Here is a 19795-nt window from a genome sequence, read left to right as displayed (position 1 = left end):
AGGGGATTTAAATTTTTATAAGATTATTTTGTAAACATAGCAGAGATTTTCTCAGCCTTTTTACTTTCTGAATAGTCGTAGAAACCTTCACCCGACTTAACGCCAAGCTTGCCTGCCATTACCATGTTTACCAATAGCGGGCACGGCGCATATTTAGGGTTCTTAAAGCCATCATACATTACATTAAGTATAGAAAGGCATACGTCAAGCCCTATAAAATCGGCCAGTTGCAGCGGACCCATCGGGTGTGCCATACCCAGTTTCATTACAGTATCTATTTCATAAACGCCTGCCACACCGTTATACAGGGTTTCTATGGCTTCGTTTATCATCGGCATTAATATGCGGTTAGCTACAAAGCCCGGGTAGTCGTTAACCTCTACAGGTACTTTGCCCAGCTTTTCGCTTAGCTCCATAATGGCTTTTGTAGCCTCGTCAGATGTATTATAGCCCCTTATTATCTCTACCAGCTTCATGATAGGCACCGGGTTCATAAAGTGCATACCGATAACCTTATCCTGCCTTGTAGTTACGGCAGCTATCTGTGTAATAGATATTGATGAGGTATTAGTGGCAAGTATGGTTTTTTCGTCGCAAAATGAATTAAGGTCCTTAAATATTTTAAGCTTTAGGTCCACATTTTCAGTAGCGGCTTCCACTACAAGGTCGGCATTAACCACACCATCCTTAACATCGGTATAGGTAATTATGTTACCAATTGTTTTATGCTTGTCATCTTCGGTTATGGTGCCTTTGCCCACCATACGGTCAAGGTTGGCGGCTATGGTATTCATACCTTTTTCAAGCGCTTTGTCAGAAATATCAATAAGCCTTACGTTGAATCCGCTTTGTGCAAAAACGTGGGCAATACCGTTACCCATTGTTCCTGCACCTATAACTGCAATGTTTTTCATTTTATGTATATCGTTTGTTTCTTGTTTGTGTCGTTTACTTTTTAAAGCAGTCTATCACCCGGTATGCTACCCTTAGTGCTTCTGTGCCGTCTTGCAGGGTAACAACAGGGTCTGTGTTATTGTTTATGGCGTCGGCAAATGTTTCAAGCTCATCCAGTATGGCATTGTTGGCCTGCACTTCAGGATTTTCAAAATAGATCTGTTTTTTTATGCCTTCTGCATTTTGCAGTATCATATCAAAATCGCCGGGTGTTTCCGGTGCATCTTTCATTTTAACTACTTCACACACCTTGTCAAGGAAATCTACCGATATGTAGGCATCTTTCTGGAAGAAGCGCGACTTACGCATGTTTTTAAGCGAAATGCGGCTTGATGTAAGATTAGCCACGCACCCGTTCTCAAATTCGATACGGGCGTTGGCAATATCAGGAGTATCGCTTATTACAGAGACCCCGCTGGCATGTATATTTTTTACTTTGCTTTTTACCACGCTTAGTATTACATCTATATCATGTATCATTAAATCGAGTACCACCGGCACATCCGTACCGCGCGGGTTAAATTCAGCAAGGCGGTGCGTTTCTATAAACATGGGGTTTTGTATCATGTTCTTGGTGGCAATAAAAGCGGGGTTAAAACGCTCTACATGCCCAACCTGGCCTTTAACGTTGTGCTGCTTTGCAAGGGTTATAATCTCTTCGGCTTCTTCAACTGTGTTGCTTATCGGCTTTTCAAGAAAAACATGCTTTCCTGCCGTGATGGCTTCCTTAGCACAATCGTAATGCGAAAGGGTAGGGGTAACAATATCTACTACATCTACAGCCTCTATAAGCGCTGTTACCGAGTCGAACTTGCGGTAGCCATATTCTGCTGCCACTTTATCTGCATTGTTGCTGTCAGGGTCATAAAAACCCACCAGTTCATATTTTGGCGACTGATTGAGCAAACGCAGGTGAATTTTTCCTAAATGTCCTGCACCCAATACTCCGATTTTTAACATACTGAAATTATTTTTAACAAAAATAAGATTATTTGCCCTGAAAAAGCAAAAACCTGCATAAAAATGGTGATGCGGCTGCATTGTTTCAAATATGGCAAAAGCATTTGCACCGGGTTTGCATTTTTGCTTAATTCTTCCTTATTTTTAGCCCTGAAAACTTCCCGCATTGAAAGACACAGCAAAACACCAGGGGCTACGCAATCAGTTGGTAAGCCTTTTAGAACAAAAAGGTATTAAAGACAGGAATGTCCTCGAGGCAATCCGCAAAATACCCAGGCATTTATTCCTGGAGTCGGGCTTTGAAGAGTATGCCTACCAGGACAAGCCTTTTCCTATTGGTGCGGGGCAAACCATATCACAGCCTTATACAGTTGCATTTCAGTCAGAGCTTTTACAGGTTAAAAAAGAAGATAAAGTACTGGAAATTGGTACAGGCTCCGGCTACCAGACGGCTGTTCTTTTCAATATGGGAGCCAAGGTGTACAGCATAGAGCGCCAGAACGAGCTTTTTAAAACCACATCGTTACTATTACCCAAGCTGGGCATAAGGCCCAAGCACCTGAGTTTTGGCGATGGCTATAAGGGCCTCCCCAATTTTGCCCCGTTTGATAGTATAATAGTTACGGCAGGTGCGCCGTTTATACCTAAACCGCTAATGGCACAGCTAAAAATTGGCGGCAGGCTGGTTATACCTGTTGGCGAGAGTGTACAGGTTATGACATTGCTGATACGCAAAACAGAAACACAGTTTGAAAAGCATGAATTTGGAGATTTCAGGTTTGTGCCGTTGCTTGAAAATAAGAACTAGTTAATCAATTATTTATACCATCCTTTAATTTACCATGAAAAAACTTTTATTGTTGCTACTGCTGTTCTCGGCATTTGTATATGCACAGGACAGTAACAAGGTTTGGGACCTTTTACTGAAAAATGACAGGGCCGGTGCACGGGCAATGTTTGACAAAACCCTGAAAAAGAAAATGGACACCGATATGGAGCTCCTGGTGCTTGATGCACTGATAGACCAGCAAATGGGCAAGCTCTATTTTGATGAAACCTTTTTAAAAAAGATGGCCGCGCTTAAAGACAGCGAGCACTACCTGTACCCGGTTTGGTACCAACAATTTTCGGTAGGTAACCCTAATACCGAAGGCTATGATGAGCTTACATATAACAAAATTGACTACGTGGCAGGTGTAGATAAGTTTAAAGACATGCCCCATGTTATATATACAAAAGCCATTTTTGACAGGCACAGGTTAAATTTTGATGCTTATAATGCGGGCATCAAAAAACTTGATGTTATAAATACTTGGCAGTTTTGCGGTGTTTTTGAAAACATGAACAACAGCGGGCTTGACACTGAATATGAGCCTGAATTTTATGCAAAGAATGATAAGCAGTTTAACGCCAACAGCAATGGTATAGTTAACTGGTATGTGTCTGCCATTCCGCAGAATGAAGGCTATCATTTTTACCTGAATGAGAGCGAGTACGGCAACGGTATTATGTATGCTCAAACCTTTATAGATGCTGATGCTGATAAGGATGTGGTGCTTAACCTGGGTACCAGCGGCCCGATAAAAGTATATGTAAATGATACTGAGATATATTATAATGATGAAGCCTACAGGACCGACCTGAATGCCTATCTTATAAAGTTCAGGTTGCCAAAAGGCACCAGCAGGCTGCTTATAAAATCTTCTACAACCGGCGGAACTGATTATTTTTATGCCGCTTTAAGCGATACAGCCGGTAAAAAAGTGTCAGGCTTACAGTATGCTAATAGCTACAGGCCGTATGTAAAATCTACTGCGGAGTCGTTAAACGCAACAGAGCTTAACCCTGCTTTTGAAGATTTTCTTGCAGCAAAGCTTAAGGCAAAGCCAAACGATATATTTCATACGCTATTACTCTACGATGCTTATATAGCCAATCACAAAAAAGAGAAAGCACACGATGTAATAGAAAAGCTTGCTGAAAAATATCCTGAAAGCTCAATGCTTAAAGTAAAGCTTATAGACTATTATAACCTTATGGATAATGAACAGGGTGTTGAGGAAATAAACAAGACGCTTTTGGTTAATGACCCTTCTTATTACTACAGTATAGTGAAAAAGTTTCAGGATGGCAACTGGGTAAGGGAGAGTAATATTAAGGAACTTGAAGAGTACCGTGATAAAGCCAAAAAACTAAAATCTGAACTTTATGGTATTTTGTTTGACTACCTGATTGCCTCAAGAAACTCTGATGTAGATCTTACCCTGCAAAAAATAGAAGAACTTTTAAGCAAGTCGCACAGTAACGAAATGTTTACGGTAACCTTTGCAAATATGTATTCTACCCTTAAGAATAATAAAGAAAAAACCATTTCTATAATGGAGAATCTTGTTAAAACAAGGGAAAGTGTATCTGCACAAAATGTACTTATAAACTACTATAACTCTGTAGGCAGGAAAGAAGATGCAAAGCAGCTTGTAAAGAACTATATCAACCGCTACCCTTATTTCAACTATGTATATGATGATATAATTGAAATATCTAATAACGAAAATAATTATCAGGCTTCTATAGATTATGCCGATACAGCTTTAAAGAACTTTCCTTATTCTTTCAGGATGATGCAGGAGAAAGGTATGGGTTACAACTACCTGAAAAAAACGAAAGAAGCCGAAGATATGTTCAGGCAGTCACTTGTATACAATGCCGGAAACTCATCACTCCGCAAAACCTTATATGCTATAACTAAGGTTCCGGACGAGATAGAGCAGGTAAGTACTAAAAACCTATATGATGTTATTAAACAGCGCAGGAACTCAGGTATGCAGAATGATTATGGCGTAAATATACTTTTAGATGAGTATATTATTAATGTATTGCCCGAAGGCAGCAGGAAAACCAAAACTGTGTACCTGTATGAAGTTACTGCCGAAAACGGTGTTGAGGAACTGAAAGAGTACAGTATTGGCGGAAACAACCTAAATGTTATTAAGGCCGAAATTGTAAAGCCGGATGGCTCAATCGTGCCTGGCGAGCGTAACTACAGCACGGTAGTGTTTACCAATCTTAATGTTAAGGATGTTATATACCTTGAGTATGAAAACACCGATAACAGCTATGGGCGCTTCTTTAAAGATTTTACAAGTACATACTATTTTAACGGCGTATATCCGTCGCAGCAAACTATTTTCGGTATTATTTCGCCAAATGAAATAACCTTTGCACAAAATGTACTAAACGGTGCCATACCGGCTAAAACAAGCAAAGTAAACGGGCGTAACTACATAAGCTGGGAAAAGAAAAACATCCCTACAATGCCGCTTTACGAAAATTATGCGCCAAACTACTATGATCTTGCCAACCAGGTACAGGTAAGCAGCATTAAAACCTGGGGCGATATTGCTAATTGGTATGCCGACCTTGTAAAGAAGAACATCAAGATGGATAAGGTGGCAGAGAAAACCTATGCCCAGATTTTCTCTGAAGGTGCATCTAAACTTTCTGATGAAGAAAAAGCTTACCGTATCTATAAGTATATAGAAGATAATATTACTTACAGCTCGCTCGATTTCAGGCAGAGTGGTTATGTACCCCAAAAGCCGTCTAAAACCATTAATACAAAACTTGGCGATTGTAAAGACGTTTCTACACTTTTTGTTGCCATGGCAGAAAAGGCAGGACTTAAAGCAAACCTTGTTTTAGTACTTACGGCCGATAACGGTACAGAGTCATTAACGTTGCCTTCTATCAACTTTAACCACTGTATTGTAAAGGTTAACATGGCTGGTAAAGAACATTTTATAGAGCTGACAAACCGTTATATGCCATTTAAGGCCATGCCGCTGTCGTTATATGAGGCTAAAGCGTTGGTAGTATCTTTTGATAAGGCTGAAAACGAAAAGGCTTCTATCATCAACATCCCGAATACGAACGCGCTTAAAAATGTACTTTCAACTACTACAGTTGTAAATGTAGATGATAACAGTAAGCGTGTTGTTAGCACCCACACTATTCAGGGGGCAACTAAATCTTATTACAATGAGCTGTTTTCTGAAGCAACAACAGAAGATGTAAGGAAAAAGCAGTTTGAAGAAGATATAAACTCAAGGCTTAACAAAGTAATATCTTTAGAATCTGTAAAACTTATAAATAATGATAAATATGCCGATAAAATAGTTTTTGAAAATACGTTTTCGGTTTCAGAAAAGCTACAGTCAGTGGGCAGCCTTAAAATTATGGAAGTGCCATACATCGACAAGGTTTATACACGCGATATTATAGCCAATGAAAAACGTAACTATGATATTGATTATACTGCTTATGAAAATGCTAATGAGTATAATACTGAGGTAATTATCAATATCCCGCAGGGCAAGAAATTTACCGAAGTACCTCAGGGCAAAGAGCTTAAATTTAAAGGGCATATGTACACAATAAGCTATAACCTTACAGGGCCTAACACCCTTAAAATTAACCGAAGCGTTAAGCTGTCATGGGATAACATAAAAGCAGCCGACTATCCGGAATATAAAAAGTATGTGGAAGATGTGCTGGCAACAGAAGAAGAGATTATCGGTTTTAAATAGAAAAAGAACGGGCGCCATTGGTGCCCGTTTCTTTTATAACCTGCTCTTAATATCTTCGGCTTCAATATCACTGTGCGAAGCATCATAAACTGCTTTTCCGTCTTTTATGAGTACAACCTGCGGCGACTGATGGGTCACGCCAAACGTAGCTGCAATTACATTACTGATGTCCCTGTGCTCTAAAAGGTCAAGGAAGTAAGGTTTCAGCTTATCATCCTCAATGGCATATTCGCGTTCAAAATTGCGCAATGCCATGCGGCTTATGCTGCAACGTGTGCTATGCTTAAATACCAGCACAGGCACATCAAAAGACTCTGCCACTATAGCTTCCAGTTGTTGTATTTCTGTTAATTCATTCCACTTTACCGTTTCAGATGAAGTAACTTTACTGTCATTATTTCCGAAAATATTATCTAAAAAGCCCATATTATAGTGTTGACGCGACATTTTGACTGCTAAGTTGCTAAAATACAGCTATTTTACAGTCAAAAAGTCAGATTTTACTTATTGGAATATTAATTGAAATTCTCATATCAAATTTAAACAATCAGAATATGAATTTTGCCAATTTTACTATAAAATCACAGGAAGCAATACAGCGTACACAGCAAATAGCGCAAAGCTATGGGCATCAACAGATAGAAAATGAACACATAATAAAAGCTATTCTTGAAGTTGATGAAAACGTAACGCCGTTTTTGCTTAAAAAACTGAATGTAAATGTAAGCCTTTTCAGCCAGGTTTTAGACAGTACCCTGCAAAGCTTCCCAAAAGTTCAGGGGGGCGACATGTCGCTTTCGCGCGATGCAGGCACAGCGCTTAACGAGGCAAGCAACATTGCCCGTAAAATGAATGATGAGTTTGTATCGGTAGAGCACCTTTTGCTTGCTATATTTAACAGCAGGAGCAAGGTAGCACAAATACTTAAAGACCAGGGCGTAACCGAAAAAGGACTTAAAGCAGCCATAGACGAGCTGCGCAAGGGTGAGCGTGTAACATCGGCCAGTGCCGAGGAAACCTATAATGCACTAAACAAATATGCCAAAAATCTGAATCAACTTGCAAATGACGGTAAACTTGATCCGGTAATAGGCCGTGATGAAGAAATACGCCGTGTGTTGCAGATTCTGTCCCGCCGCACAAAGAACAACCCGATGCTGGTAGGCGAGCCGGGTGTTGGTAAAACCGCCATAGCCGAGGGCCTTGCACACCGTATTATTCAGGGTGATGTGCCTGAAAATCTTAAAAACAAGGTTGTGTATTCGCTTGATATGGGTGCACTTATAGCAGGTGCCAAATACAAAGGCGAATTTGAGGAAAGGCTTAAATCGGTAGTAAAAGAAGTAACATCTGCCGAGGGCGATATTGTACTGTTTATAGATGAGATACACACGCTTGTAGGTGCAGGCGGTGGCGAGGGCGCTATGGATGCCGCTAATATATTAAAACCGGCCCTTGCCCGCGGAGAGTTACGTGCTATAGGAGCCACTACACTTGATGAGTACCAGAAGTATTTTGAAAAGGATAAAGCGTTAGAAAGGCGTTTCCAGAAAGTTTTGGTAGATGAACCTGATACAGAGAGTGCCATTTCTATACTGCGAGGCATTAAGGAAAAATATGAAGCACACCACCAGGTACGCATAAAAGACGATGCCATTATAGCCGCGGTAGAGCTTTCGCAACGGTATATAACCAATCGTTTCCTGCCGGATAAAGCTATCGACCTTATGGACGAGGCTGCCAGTAAACTTCGTATGGAGATAAACTCTAAGCCGGAAGAGCTTGATGTTTTAGACCGCAAGATCATGCAGCTTGAAATTGAGATTGAAGCTATTAAACGCGAAAATGATGAGGCGAAGCTGAAATCATTAGGGCTTGAGCTTGCCAATCTTAAAGAAGAACGCAATGAGGTTTATGCCCGCTGGAAAAGTGAAAAAGATGTGGTAGATAACATACAGGCTACCAAAACGGATATAGAAAACTATAAGCTGGAAGCCGAAAGAGCCGAACGTGAAGGCGATTACGGCAAAGTAGCAGAGCTGCGCTATGGTAAAATAAAAGAGGCACAGGAACAGCTTGACAAACTGCAACAGCAGCTACAGGAAAGCCAGAAAGGGCAGAGCCTTATAAAAGAGGAGGTAACGCATGAGGATATAGCCGAGGTTGTAGCCAAATGGACAGGGATACCTGTAACAAAAATGCTGCAAAGCGAGCGCGAAAAGCTGCTTAACCTTGAAGATGAGCTGCACAGGCGCGTGGTAGGGCAGGAGGAAGCCATACAAGCCGTTAGTGATGCCGTTAGGCGCAGCCGTGCAGGGCTTCAGGACCAGAAGAAACCCATAGGCTCGTTCCTGTTTCTGGGTACAACGGGTGTAGGTAAAACTGAGCTTGCCAAAGCCTTGGCCTCTTACCTGTTTGATGATGAAAATGCCATGACCCGTATAGACATGAGCGAGTACCAGGAACGCCACAGCGTGAGCCGCCTTGTGGGTGCGCCCCCGGGGTATGTGGGCTATGAGGAAGGCGGTCAGCTAACGGAGGCTGTAAGGAGAAAACCATATAGTGTAGTACTGCTCGACGAAATTGAAAAAGCGCACCCTGATACATTCAACATACTGCTACAGGTACTTGATGAAGGCCGCCTGACTGATAATAAAGGCCGCCTTGCTGACTTTAAGAACAGCATCATAATAATGACCAGTAACATGGGCAGCGGCATTATACAGGAGAAATTTGAGAACCTGAAAGGTGATATTGAAGCAGCCACAGAAGCAGCCAAAACAGAAGTACTGGGCTTGCTTAAACAAACAGTAAGGCCGGAGTTCATCAACCGTATTGATGATATTGTTATGTTTACCCCGCTAAACCAGGAAAACATCAGGGAGATTGTAAGGCTTCAGCTTAAATCGGTTACCAAACTGCTGGCAAAGCAAAGCATTACGCTTGATGCCACACCGGAAGCTATAGATTATCTTTCCAAAAAAGGTTATGACCCTGATTTTGGCGCACGCCCTGTAAAGCGTGTTATTCAGAAAGAGGTTATGAACCAACTTTCTAAAGAAATACTTTCAGGTAAAGTAACTACAGACAGTATCATACTGCTTGACAGTTTTGACGGCGAACTTGTATTTCGTAACCAGAGCGATATTGCAGCAAACTGAACATTGAGTTGCATATAACAAAAAATACCTGCCATCCGGCAGGTATTTTTTTACTTTGTGAGCAGGTTTTTATCGTATGCTTTTGTACTGGTAATATTGCCGTATTGTCATGATATCCTTGCTGTTTTTCCTTCTCTTTACAGAGATACTATATACAATGCCTATCAGCACAAGGCAGGATAGTAAAACAATGAATAAGGCATTTATCAGGTAGTTGCTGAATGAGGTGTTATCAAAATTAAAATCGTTGATTATAAGGTAACCACCCACTATAGCAGCAATAAATGTCAGGAAGATGTATAATAGTTTCATAATCAATAATATTTAAAAGTGTTTCTTAAACAGGTATGCAATTTCAGTATTTAAACGCTTATATCTTAGTACTTTATGAATAAATAACTTTTAATTAAGTATTATTTTGCAATACAAGACTTACAATATTATACGTAATACCAGTAAATAAAGGTTTTTAGATATGTGCAAAATAATAAGGTGTTCACAGCATTAAATAATCTTTATGAGTTAAAGTTTTAAAAATTAAGTATGACTTCTGTTTTCTTAGGATGAAATTTGTATGACAAACCTAAAAACCTTATTATTATGAACATGAAAAGAATATTCGGGGCTTTACTTACCGTGTTGGGAGCCGGAGCCTTAATTTATGCCGCATATATATTTGCCAACACTTCTACAGGAGAATACAGTATAAAAACAACTGCTGTATATGGTATTGTTGGCCTTATCTTTTTTATTGCTGGTATAGGGCTTGTAAAGCGTACAAGAGACGATTCAAGAGCATAAATAACAAAACAGCATATTAAACCGAAAACGGGCTGCCTTAATGGCAGCCCGTTTTGCGTCTAACACAAATTTAATTACGGCGCAATGCAATTTTGTTCTTGCGGCTGTATTTATATACGTAAACTTTATATAAGTAGTTTTATGTCATTATCTTACCATAGAGAAATGGCCTTTATATTCTTTTCCGTTTTCGCGGACTACTACAAACCAGTAGTCTGTGCTGGGCAGTTTGTTGCCGTTAAAGGTACCATCCCAACCCTGGCTGTTCGCACCAAATGATGTTATAACCTTACCATAGCGGTCAAAAATAAACACCTTCATGTTTGGCTCCTTTATAGCATAGGCTATCCTCCAGGTATCATTAATGTTATCTCCGTTGGGTGTAAAGAACTTAGGGTAAGTAAGCAGGAAAGTCTCTCCAACATCACCCCCGCAATTATATTTATCTCTTACATGCACATTATACGGGCCGGGTGGCAGCCCCGTGAAAGTATTACTATCCTGATAGTTTATACCATCTAAAGAATACTCGAAGTTTTGAATGTTAGCATTATCTTCTAAAAGGACGGTTATAACATTATCTTCATCAGTCCAGTCTTCTATTTTTATGCTCACTATCTCAGGTGCAGAAGACTCTGTAACAATTATTTCATTTGTAGCTTCGCATCCATATTGATTTTCTACGGTTAAAGTATAAGTACCTCCTTCACTTACAATAATATTCCGTGTGGTGGCCCCGGTAGACCATAAATAACTTTCAAAGCCGGCATCAGAAACAATAAGTATACTTTCTCCTTCACAAATTGTCCATTCATTATCCATATTAAACTGTGGTAACTGCCTCACAATAATATCAAAAGCCGTAATTGCAATACAATCTGCATCTGCATTGCTGGTTATCCTCGCATATAGTGTAGTTGTGCCTGTAGTTGCTGCATAATTATCAGCCAGGGCATTAGTACCATTTTCTGCATCAGTAAGGGAGCTGTGGTAGGTAAGCGTTACATTATTTATATCCTGCCCGTCAATAACAAGGTCATCCTGTACAGAAAGATCAAAAGTTTCAGTGTCATCATCCCCATCATCGCAACGCTCAAGGTCGGGCGGGGTAGATGCATACACAAGCGATGGCAAATCGGCAACATTAAAAGACCATGTATCAAAATTGCCGCAGGGGTCGTCAACCCTTACCTTGTAGGACGCCGACTCTAATCCTGTAAATATATTGTTGTTGCCGTTATCTATGATAAAGGAAGTATCACCATTTTTTTCTATAATACGGTATTGCATAGGCTCGGCTCCAACTGCATTAACCTCTATGTCGGCAATATCGCCCGCACAGGTCAGGCTGCTTACCCCTAAAATTTCAAGATTGTCATAAAACTCAAATTCTTCAAGTACTTCAATGCAGGTTTTGGTAGGTTCACCGCTGCCAAAGGTCTGGAACACTTTAATTACACGAAATTTACCGGTAGTAATGTTGGTGTATAAAGTTTCACCATTAATCATTTCTTTTGAGTCCAGATCGGTAGGCTCAATGCCTTCGGTATAAATGTTATTAGTTGTAGGATGCCCCCATTCTCCCGTTTCGGGATTAATTAATTTCTGAAACCAGAAGGAAAGCGAAACACTGGCATTACTGGTGTGTTGCAGGCCGACATCGAATGAACCGCAATATCGCGTTACTTCAACCGCAGATTCTGTTACGGTATATGCCGGAACATTAGATGATACCTCTGTTTCGGCAGTACAATTAGTAGTAACCTTAACTTTATACTGACCTGGCGGCAGGTTGTCCATATATAATGTGCCGAGATTGGATATATATGCGGCTGCATCAAAAGGTGTTGTACCAAACTCCGGCGGCGCTACCGTAACAATGGCAGAAGTGAGCGCATAATTACCGCCAACCCTAAGTGTGCCTAAACCCTCGGTACAATCCGGCCGCGCTATCGGGCTTATCCCACCGGCCGAAAAATCAGGTATAATAACTTCTTTAGGATAAATGTTTCCGCAATCATCTTCCACTTCAAACATATAGGTGCCGGGTGGCAAACCGCCAATTTCTACAGCATCATCCGGGTTTACATAACCTGATAAATCAAACGGCATTTCATTATTCTCTGTAAACTCTGCAGGAGCATCTACAATTAATCCGCCAATTAATACAAATCCAGGTACAGTAATTATGGTGCGGCCCAGGTTGTTTTCGCAATCACTGTTAAATACGCCGGCCTCAGCCTCGGGTTCAAATTCTTCCAGTTCAATACTTATATCTTCAGAGCGTCCGCAGGCATCTGTAACAGTAAACTCATATATGCCATATGGTACAGGTACCCCATCACCTCCATACTGAACTAGGTTTCCCGAGAAATCAGGATGTTCAGTGTTTAGCTCTTCAGGGTTAAAGCCATCGGGAAATTCTGTAAACTCTATAGTATAGGGGGCAACATACTTAAAAATGTTAAGCAGTAAAAATTTATACCCGCACCCGGCATTATCAAAGCCCCCTACAACAGTTAGTTTTTGCCGTACCAGGTTATTAGGCATGTTATAGGTTGTGCCGCAACCGTCGGTAAACACTACATCATAATAATAATTGGTATCGTAATAGAAGGGGATTTCAATTTGTACAAGCATTTGTGGGGGTGACTGAGCACCCACCGCAGTCGCAGTATAGGTTATAGGGTCGCTTCCGTCAGGCGGGTATAGGGTAAAAACTGCCGTAATGGGTAAAACCATTGGGGTATCGGGGTCTTCCGGATCTATAGTATGCCTCAATGTTATCAAGTCGCACGCTGGCAGTGCCGTATCAGGAAAGATGCCGTTGCTTATAGATAGTACTGATGCCGCCGAAAGTACGGTGACCGTCTTTACAATACCCTCTCCGCACGCATCTATTACCCTTACGGAATATACCCCTGCGGGAAGCCCTTCAAAATTATCAGATTGCTGGGGTGCCACGGTAACCGGGCCTGTAAGTATTTCGTAGCTAACCGGGTTACCCTGGCTTACCTGTATATATATAACCCCGTCGTTACAGATGCTGGCAGAGCTTGTTACCTGATAATCTAGTGCTTCAATTTCGTTTAAAACTGTAACTTCCTGCTCTGCGGTACTTGTATTGCCGTTAACAGTTTGCGTAGCTATTACAAGATAGTCACCATCGGTGAGGTTGCTAACGGTAGTACCGGTATTGTTATAAATGGGTGTTGTAGTATTGGGTAGTGCAAAAACCTGGAAATTTACAGGGGGTGCAGGTGCGGCATTGGTAACCGTAAATGAAAGCGAGCCATTACCGGGGCAGGTTTCGTTGGTTACAGCAACAGAAAGCTCAAGCTCTTGTGCCTGTAGTGTTAGCGGAAAAAACCATACAAGTATCAGGACACAAATCTTACAAAGAGTATGTGCACGACAATTGGCGGTGCCTGTCATGTCATAAAGTAGTTTCATAGCAAAAAATTAAGTTTCCCTCTTAATTTTTCAGGTTTTTTTCCGTTGACTAAGATAATTAAAATATTCTGTATAAAACATTGTTAATTTTTTTGTAGTTAAAAGTTATATATAAAACAATTTTGTAATTACGTTCTGCTTTGTGAGGGTATTAGTGGCGCTTAAGGCATACTATTTGTTTGTATATCAAAAAAATAGTTGTACTTTTGCACACCTTTTGGCGGATATGGGTTTCCTTAAGGTGTAACTTATAAAATGTAAAACACTTCTGTTGTTTACTGCCGTATGAAACCCCGGTTAACACAGGATACAAATATTTAAGAATCAGACATGTCTGAACAAACAAAAACAAAAGAAGAATTTCTGCAGGAGTTTAACTGGCACAACTTTGAAGAAGGTATAGACCCGGTAGATGAAAACAACCTGAAGGAGTTTGAAGATTTAGTTGCAAAAACCTTTATAGATACCGACAGTGATGAGGTGGTTGAAGGTACTGTAGTAAGAATCACTGACAGGGATGCTATTGTTGATATCAACGCAAAATCGGAAGGTGTTATATCACTTAACGAATTCCGTTACAACCCTAACCTTAAAGTTGGGGACAAAGTAGAGGTACTTATAGATGTTCGTGAAGATAAATCAGGACAGCTTGTACTTTCTCACAAAAAAGCACGTACAATTAAGGCTTGGGACAGGGTTATCAATGCTAACGAAACAGGAGAAATCGTTAATGGTTTTGTTAAGTGCAGGACTAAAGGCGGTATGATTGTAGACGTTTTTGGTATTGAAGCATTCCTTCCGGGTTCTCAGATAGACGTAAAACCAATCAGGGATTACGATCAGTATGTAAATAAAACTATGGAGTTCAAAGTTGTTAAAATCAACCACGAATTCAAAAACGTAGTAGTATCTCACAAAGCGCTTATCGAAGCTGATATCGAGATCCAGAAAAAAGAGATCATCGGGCAGCTTGAAAAAGGCCAGGTACTTGAAGGTGTTGTTAAAAACATTACTTCATACGGTGTATTCATCGACCTTGGAGGTGTTGATGGTCTTATCCACATCACCGACCTTTCCTGGAGCCGTATCAACCACCCGAGCGAAGTGCTTGAGCTTGACCAGAAGCTTAACGTTGTTATCCTTGACTTTGATGATGAGAAAACACGTATCCAGCTTGGTCTTAAGCAGCTTCACCCGCATCCGTGGGATGCGCTTGACGCAAACCTTTCTGTAGGTGATAAAGTTAAAGGTAAAGTAGTGGTTATTGCTGACTACGGTGCGTTTATCGAAGTTGCCGAAGGTGTGGAAGGCCTTATCCACGTAAGCGAAATGTCTTGGTCTACGCACCTGCGTTCTGCCCAGGATTTCGTAAAAGTGGGTGACGAAGTTGAGGCTGTTATCCTTACCCTTGACAGGGATGACCGTAAAATGTCTCTTGGCATTAAGCAACTTTCTCAGGATCCTTGGACTGACATTACTTCTAAATATCCTGTTGGCTCTAAGCACACAGGTATTGTTAGGAACTTTACAAACTTTGGTATATTCGTTGAGCTTGAAGAAGGTATCGACGGCCTAATCTACATCTCAGACCTTTCATGGACTAAGAAGATTAAGCACCCAAGTGAGTTTGTAAACGTTGGCGATAAGCTCGATGTTGTAGTTCTTGAGCTTGATGTTGAAGGCCGCAAGCTTTCTCTTGGCCACAAACAAACCCAGGCTAACCCTTGGGATAAATATGAGGATTCTTTCGCTGTAGGTACTATACACACAGGTGAGATATCTGAAATTGTTGATAAAGGCGCTACTGTAGAGTTTAACGATGATATCGTTGCCTTTATACCATCTCGCCACCTTGAGAAAGAAGACGGAAAGAAACTTAAAAAAGGAGAATCTGCCGACTTTAAAGTAATTGAGTTCAACAAAGAATTTAAAAGGGTAGTTGCATCGCACACTGCTACTTTTAAAGATGAAGAAGAGAAAAATGTAAGGACTGCACAAGAGTCTAACTCTTCTAACAACAATGCAGAGAAAACCACCCTTGGTGATATTGATGCACTTGCTGAACTTAAAGAAAGAATGGAAAAAGGAGAGAAGTAATCTTTTCTTAACCTGATAAATAAAAGCCCTTCCGGTAACGGAGGGGCTTTTTGTTATATTTGAATTTAACTTATCAAATATGAAAAAAATATTTTCATCTATCATAATGTCATTGATATTTGCTAATTGTGGTAATAACGAAAAAAACGTTTCCAATGATGTTGATACCTATTTAGTTAAGGAAATACCATTTTTTGTTCAAACAAATCCTTTAAGAAGAATAACATTTAGCGATAGATTCAAATTATACAGACAGGATAATTACGAATTGGAACATAATATTTTAAACGATAACGAAGCTGAATTGTTAGACTTTACAGTTGATAAATATTATTATAGAAACGGTGTTATGTTTATCTATGATGCGCAGGCAAGTTTTCATGATACGTTACAATTTAAAAAAGATTCAATCCTTTTTAACCGATATATATTTAAACCTTCAGCATCAAAGTTTATCCGTTATAATGACACTATATACGAAATAAGGAAATGTAAATACAAAAGACAAACTACTGTAGAATCTGGTTTTACGAATTACTATTTAAATGAAGATTTAGGTCTTATTTTAAGTAAGCATATAAATTTAAACAGTGGGAGTGTAAGGTATGGAACTACACCAAAAGCTACTTTTTTACAAAATGAGATAATTAAGGATTCTCTGTTCTTTACATTACAATAGTTAATATTTTCCAAAATCTGTTTTAAGCTTAAAACTGCACTGTTTCAGTCAACGTATATGATGCTATAACTTAAAAGCAATCAATTATGAAAACTCTGAAATTTTTATCTGCGGCAATCTTTGCATTCACGCTAATGTGCGGCACAACTACTTTTGCACAAAAAGCAAAAACAGTGGGCGGTGCGCCCATGTATCCTTCTAAAAACATTATAGAAAATGCAGTAAACTCTAAAGACCACACTACGCTTGTTGCAGCCGTAAAAGCAGCCGGGCTGGTAGAAACACTGCAGGGTAAAGGCCCTTTTACTGTTTTTGCACCTGTTAATGCCGCTTTCGATAAACTGCCGGCCGGTACTGTGCAGACACTTTTAAAACCTGAAAACAAGGCTATGCTTCAGGGTGTGCTTACGTATCATGTTGTAGCAGGTAACTGGAGTGCTGCCGATATTATGGCTGCAATTAAAAAGAACGGTGGTACTTATGAAGCCAAAACTGTACAGGGAGGTAAACTGGTATTTAAAATGGAAGGCAAAGACCTTGTGGTAATAGATGAAAAAGGCGGTAAAGCTAAAATAACCATTGCAGATGTAAACCAAAGCAATGGCGTAATTCATGTTGTTGACACTGTGTTAATGCACAAATAGTGTATCCCCCCGTTTTTATATATATTATTTTAGCCGAAAGCCTCCCTGTTTGTGCGGGAGGCTTTTTTTATTAATTTTGATGAAAAGCTAAAACTATGGAAATAATTAAAGCAATCATCAGGGCAATAGGCTATTTCTTTACAAGGCTGCTTCAGTTTATGCTTCTCATTGCCGCCTTTGTGCTGATAGAGTATCTTGTTATGAACAACTTTACATTCTCTTCAGATACACAACGTTTACTTAGCAGCTTCTTTAAATATATGCCCCTTGCAGTTTTTTTAATGTTTATAATTATCCACAGGATAAAACAAATGCGAAGCGCGGATTAACTATTACTGCTTGATTTTTATTTCAAACATTTTATCCCAGTTTTTACCGGTTACAAAAATAGTTTTGGTTTTTGGGTTGTAGGCAATACCATTAAGTACATCAAGGTCAGGATGTTTGGTAACCTGCTGTTTTAACCCTGTAAAGTTGATGATGTGCTCTACCGCGCCGGTAGCAGGGTTTATAATGGCAATAGCATCCTGTTGGTAAACGTTGCCGTATATCTTGCCGTCAATCCACTCCAGTTCGTTAACTGCCTTAATTTTGCTGTTGTTGGTATATACATTTATATAGTCAACCTCCTTAAGCGTTTCAGGGTCCAGCTTCCATATTTTCTCGGTGCCGTCGCTTTGGTACAGGTGTGTACCATCATTTGTTAACCCCCAGCCCTCAATATCTTTAAAATAGTTGAACTCTTTAATCTTCTCAAAAGTATCGGCATTATATATAAAGCCGGTTTTTTCGCGCCAGGTAAGTTGGTACACCTTGTTGTTAAGTACGGTTATACCTTCGCCAAAATACCTGCCTTCCTGCTCAACCTTCTTGTAAACCTCTCCGGTTTTATAATTTACTTTACGCAGGCTGGAGTGCTGGTAGCGGCCTGTCCCTTCATAAAGTGTGTCACGGTAAAACTCAAGCCCCTGTGTGTAGGCTTGTATATCATGCGGATATACATTTACAATTTCATATTCCAGCAATTCAGGCTTTACATCACTCACAAGTTCAATACGCCCTGTTGTTTCAGCATTATCGCCATCATAATACACAACCGCTTTTATATTCTGGTAACCAAACTTTTTTCCGTTAAGCGCAATGTCAAGCGGTGCATTTCCTTTTACAGAGCCAGCCCTTGTATCATTTATAAAATAGGCTATAGAGTCAATTTCTTTATTTTTGCTGTTTACCAGCTTTAAAGAAAGTCTTTCCTGCGGCTGGTATTGCTGCTTCATGGCAGAAGTATCTATGCTGAATAAATTATTTTTTACCGTTTCGTCATCTTTACACGAATTTAGTGCTGCTGCCAACGAAATGAAAGCTAATACTTTAAGTGTTTTCATGTTTGTATTTATAGTTAAAGCAATATACAATTGTATTCTTAAAACGCCAATTGCCTTGCAAAAATATAAAAATATAGTATCTTTGCACCGGCAAGTCCTACACGACCAGCTCCTGCAGAATCCTCCAGGGTGGGAACACAGCAAAGGTATGCGGTTGTAGCGGTGCGATGTAGGTCGCTTGCCATTTTTTGTTTTATTTGATGAGGTCTCCCACGCGGAGATTTTTTTATTTTTGGACATTACAAAAAGCACAGCAATGGAAAAAAAAGTGGTACTGATTACAGGTGGCTCTTCCGGTTTGGGAAAATCTATAGGTGTTTTCCTTAAAGAGAAAGGTTATACCGTATATGGCACAAGCCGTAACCCTGAAAATGTAGCAGGTTCCCCGTTTCCGCTCATAAAACTGGATGTTCGTGATGCCGAAAGTATAAAGGCAGCCATTGCAGAGCTGATACAACTTGAAGGCAGGGTAGATGTACTTATAAACAATGCAGGTGTAGGCATAACAGGGCCACTTGAAGAAATACCCGCTTCTGAAATAAAAAATAACTTTGAAACCAACCTTTTTGGCCCGATAGAAGTAATGAAGGCTGTTTTGCCGCACATGCGCAGCCAAAAGTTTGGGCTTATAATCAATGTAACTTCTATTGCCGGATATATGGGATTGCCCTACCGCAGTGTATATTCGGCTTCTAAGGGCGCGCTTGAACTGATAACCGAGGCACTGCGCATGGAGGTTAAAGGTTTTGGCATTACCATTACCAATGTTGCGCCGGGCGATTTTGCCACTAATATTGCCGACAGGCGTTACCATGCGTCGCTTGTTAAGGGTTCGGCTTATGAAGAAAGCTACGGGCGCACCCTGCAAATGATGAACGAGCATGTAACTTCCGGCAGCAACCCCGATGAAATGGCAGAAGCGGTTTATGCCATTATGAAAGACCCCAACCCAAAAGTGCATTATAAGGTAGGCGCCTTTATGCAAAAGTTTTCTATTGTCCTTAAAAGAGTATTGCCGGACAAGGTTTACGAAAAATTGCTGATGAATCATTATAAATTGTAGTTTTGCGGCCGT

The 19795-nt window shown here is 40.2% G+C and carries 15 protein-coding genes and 1 other RNA gene; 10 read left to right on the top strand and 6 right to left on the bottom strand.

Annotation, left to right across the window (positions count from 1 at the left end; translation table 11 throughout):
- Window positions 1-23 precede the first annotated feature (23 nt).
- Both Q0K96_RS02775 and Q0K96_RS02770 read right to left on the bottom strand, forming a co-directional pair.
- Complete coding sequence (locus tag Q0K96_RS02775) at window positions 24-914, bottom strand: 3-hydroxybutyryl-CoA dehydrogenase (RefSeq protein ID WP_297332484.1); 891 nt, start codon at window positions 912-914, stop codon at window positions 24-26.
- A 34-nt stretch (window positions 915-948) separates the two neighbouring features.
- Entirely contained in the window at window positions 949-1914 is a 966-nt protein-coding gene (locus Q0K96_RS02770) for a Gfo/Idh/MocA family oxidoreductase (protein WP_297332483.1), read from the bottom strand.
- 166 nt (window positions 1915-2080) lie between these two features.
- On the opposite strand from Q0K96_RS02770, the gene Q0K96_RS02765 reads away from it, so the two are divergent.
- Both Q0K96_RS02765 and Q0K96_RS02760 read left to right on the top strand, forming a co-directional pair.
- Window positions 2081-2722: a protein-L-isoaspartate(D-aspartate) O-methyltransferase gene (locus Q0K96_RS02765; protein ID WP_297332482.1), complete on the top strand. Its 642-nt coding sequence runs from the start codon at window positions 2081-2083 to the stop codon at window positions 2720-2722.
- A 34-nt stretch (window positions 2723-2756) separates the two neighbouring features.
- Complete coding sequence (locus Q0K96_RS02760; protein ID WP_297332481.1) at window positions 2757-6500, top strand: transglutaminase domain-containing protein; 3744 nt, start codon at window positions 2757-2759, stop codon at window positions 6498-6500.
- Window positions 6501-6533: 33 nt separating this feature from the next.
- Here Q0K96_RS02760 and ytxJ read toward each other — a convergent pair whose 3' ends face one another.
- On the bottom strand, window positions 6534-6947 hold the full coding sequence (gene ytxJ / locus Q0K96_RS02755) for a bacillithiol system redox-active protein YtxJ (RefSeq protein WP_363317225.1): 414 nt from the start codon (window positions 6945-6947) through the stop codon (window positions 6534-6536).
- Between the two features lie 107 nt (window positions 6948-7054).
- Between ytxJ and clpB the strand changes: the two genes are divergently transcribed.
- On the top strand, window positions 7055-9661 hold the full coding sequence (gene clpB, locus Q0K96_RS02750) for an ATP-dependent chaperone ClpB (RefSeq protein ID WP_297332480.1): 2607 nt from the start codon (window positions 7055-7057) through the stop codon (window positions 9659-9661).
- A gap of 69 nt (window positions 9662-9730) precedes the next feature.
- Here clpB and Q0K96_RS02745 read toward each other — a convergent pair whose 3' ends face one another.
- On the bottom strand, window positions 9731-9973 hold the full coding sequence (locus Q0K96_RS02745) for a hypothetical protein (protein WP_297332479.1): 243 nt from the start codon (window positions 9971-9973) through the stop codon (window positions 9731-9733).
- A gap of 294 nt (window positions 9974-10267) precedes the next feature.
- Between Q0K96_RS02745 and Q0K96_RS02740 the strand changes: the two genes are divergently transcribed.
- Entirely contained in the window at window positions 10268-10462 is a 195-nt protein-coding gene (locus tag Q0K96_RS02740; RefSeq protein WP_297332478.1) for a hypothetical protein, read from the top strand.
- A 147-nt stretch (window positions 10463-10609) separates the two neighbouring features.
- Here Q0K96_RS02740 and Q0K96_RS02735 read toward each other — a convergent pair whose 3' ends face one another.
- Window positions 10610-13915, bottom strand: a complete 3306-nt coding sequence (locus tag Q0K96_RS02735) for a T9SS type B sorting domain-containing protein (protein WP_297332477.1) — start codon at window positions 13913-13915, stop codon at window positions 10610-10612.
- Between the two features lie 330 nt (window positions 13916-14245).
- Here Q0K96_RS02735 and rpsA point away from each other — a divergent pair, with 330 nt between their 5' ends.
- From rpsA to Q0K96_RS02715, 4 genes are all read left to right on the top strand, one after another.
- On the top strand, window positions 14246-16012 hold the full coding sequence (rpsA, locus tag Q0K96_RS02730; RefSeq protein ID WP_297332476.1) for a 30S ribosomal protein S1: 1767 nt from the start codon (window positions 14246-14248) through the stop codon (window positions 16010-16012).
- Between the two features lie 79 nt (window positions 16013-16091).
- Entirely contained in the window at window positions 16092-16691 is a 600-nt protein-coding gene (locus Q0K96_RS02725; protein WP_297332475.1) for a hypothetical protein, read from the top strand.
- Window positions 16692-16777: 86 nt separating this feature from the next.
- A complete protein-coding gene (locus tag Q0K96_RS02720) occupies window positions 16778-17335 on the top strand; it encodes a fasciclin domain-containing protein (RefSeq protein WP_297332474.1) in 558 nt (185 codons plus the stop codon).
- Between the two features lie 95 nt (window positions 17336-17430).
- A complete protein-coding gene (locus Q0K96_RS02715) occupies window positions 17431-17664 on the top strand; it encodes a hypothetical protein (RefSeq protein ID WP_297332473.1) in 234 nt (77 codons plus the stop codon).
- Between the two features lie 3 nt (window positions 17665-17667).
- Here Q0K96_RS02715 and Q0K96_RS02710 read toward each other — a convergent pair whose 3' ends face one another.
- Window positions 17668-18720 (bottom strand): glutaminyl-peptide cyclotransferase, encoded by a 1053-nt coding sequence (locus Q0K96_RS02710; protein WP_297332472.1) that lies wholly within the window; start codon window positions 18718-18720, stop codon window positions 17668-17670.
- 88 nt (window positions 18721-18808) lie between these two features.
- Between Q0K96_RS02710 and ffs the strand changes: the two genes are divergently transcribed.
- An RNA gene (ffs, locus tag Q0K96_RS02705) (signal recognition particle sRNA small type) lies at window positions 18809-18907 on the top strand.
- 69 nt (window positions 18908-18976) lie between these two features.
- Window positions 18977-19783: an SDR family oxidoreductase gene (locus Q0K96_RS02700; RefSeq protein ID WP_297332471.1), complete on the top strand. Its 807-nt coding sequence runs from the start codon at window positions 18977-18979 to the stop codon at window positions 19781-19783.
- Window positions 19784-19795 lie beyond the last annotated feature (12 nt).

It is taken from the genome of Flavobacterium sp. (genome assembly GCF_024305175.1).
Lineage (GTDB): Bacteria > Bacteroidota > Bacteroidia > Flavobacteriales > Flavobacteriaceae > Flavobacterium.
Note: the sequence above shows the minus strand (reverse complement) of the source record. Positions and strands in the feature narration are given on the sequence as shown.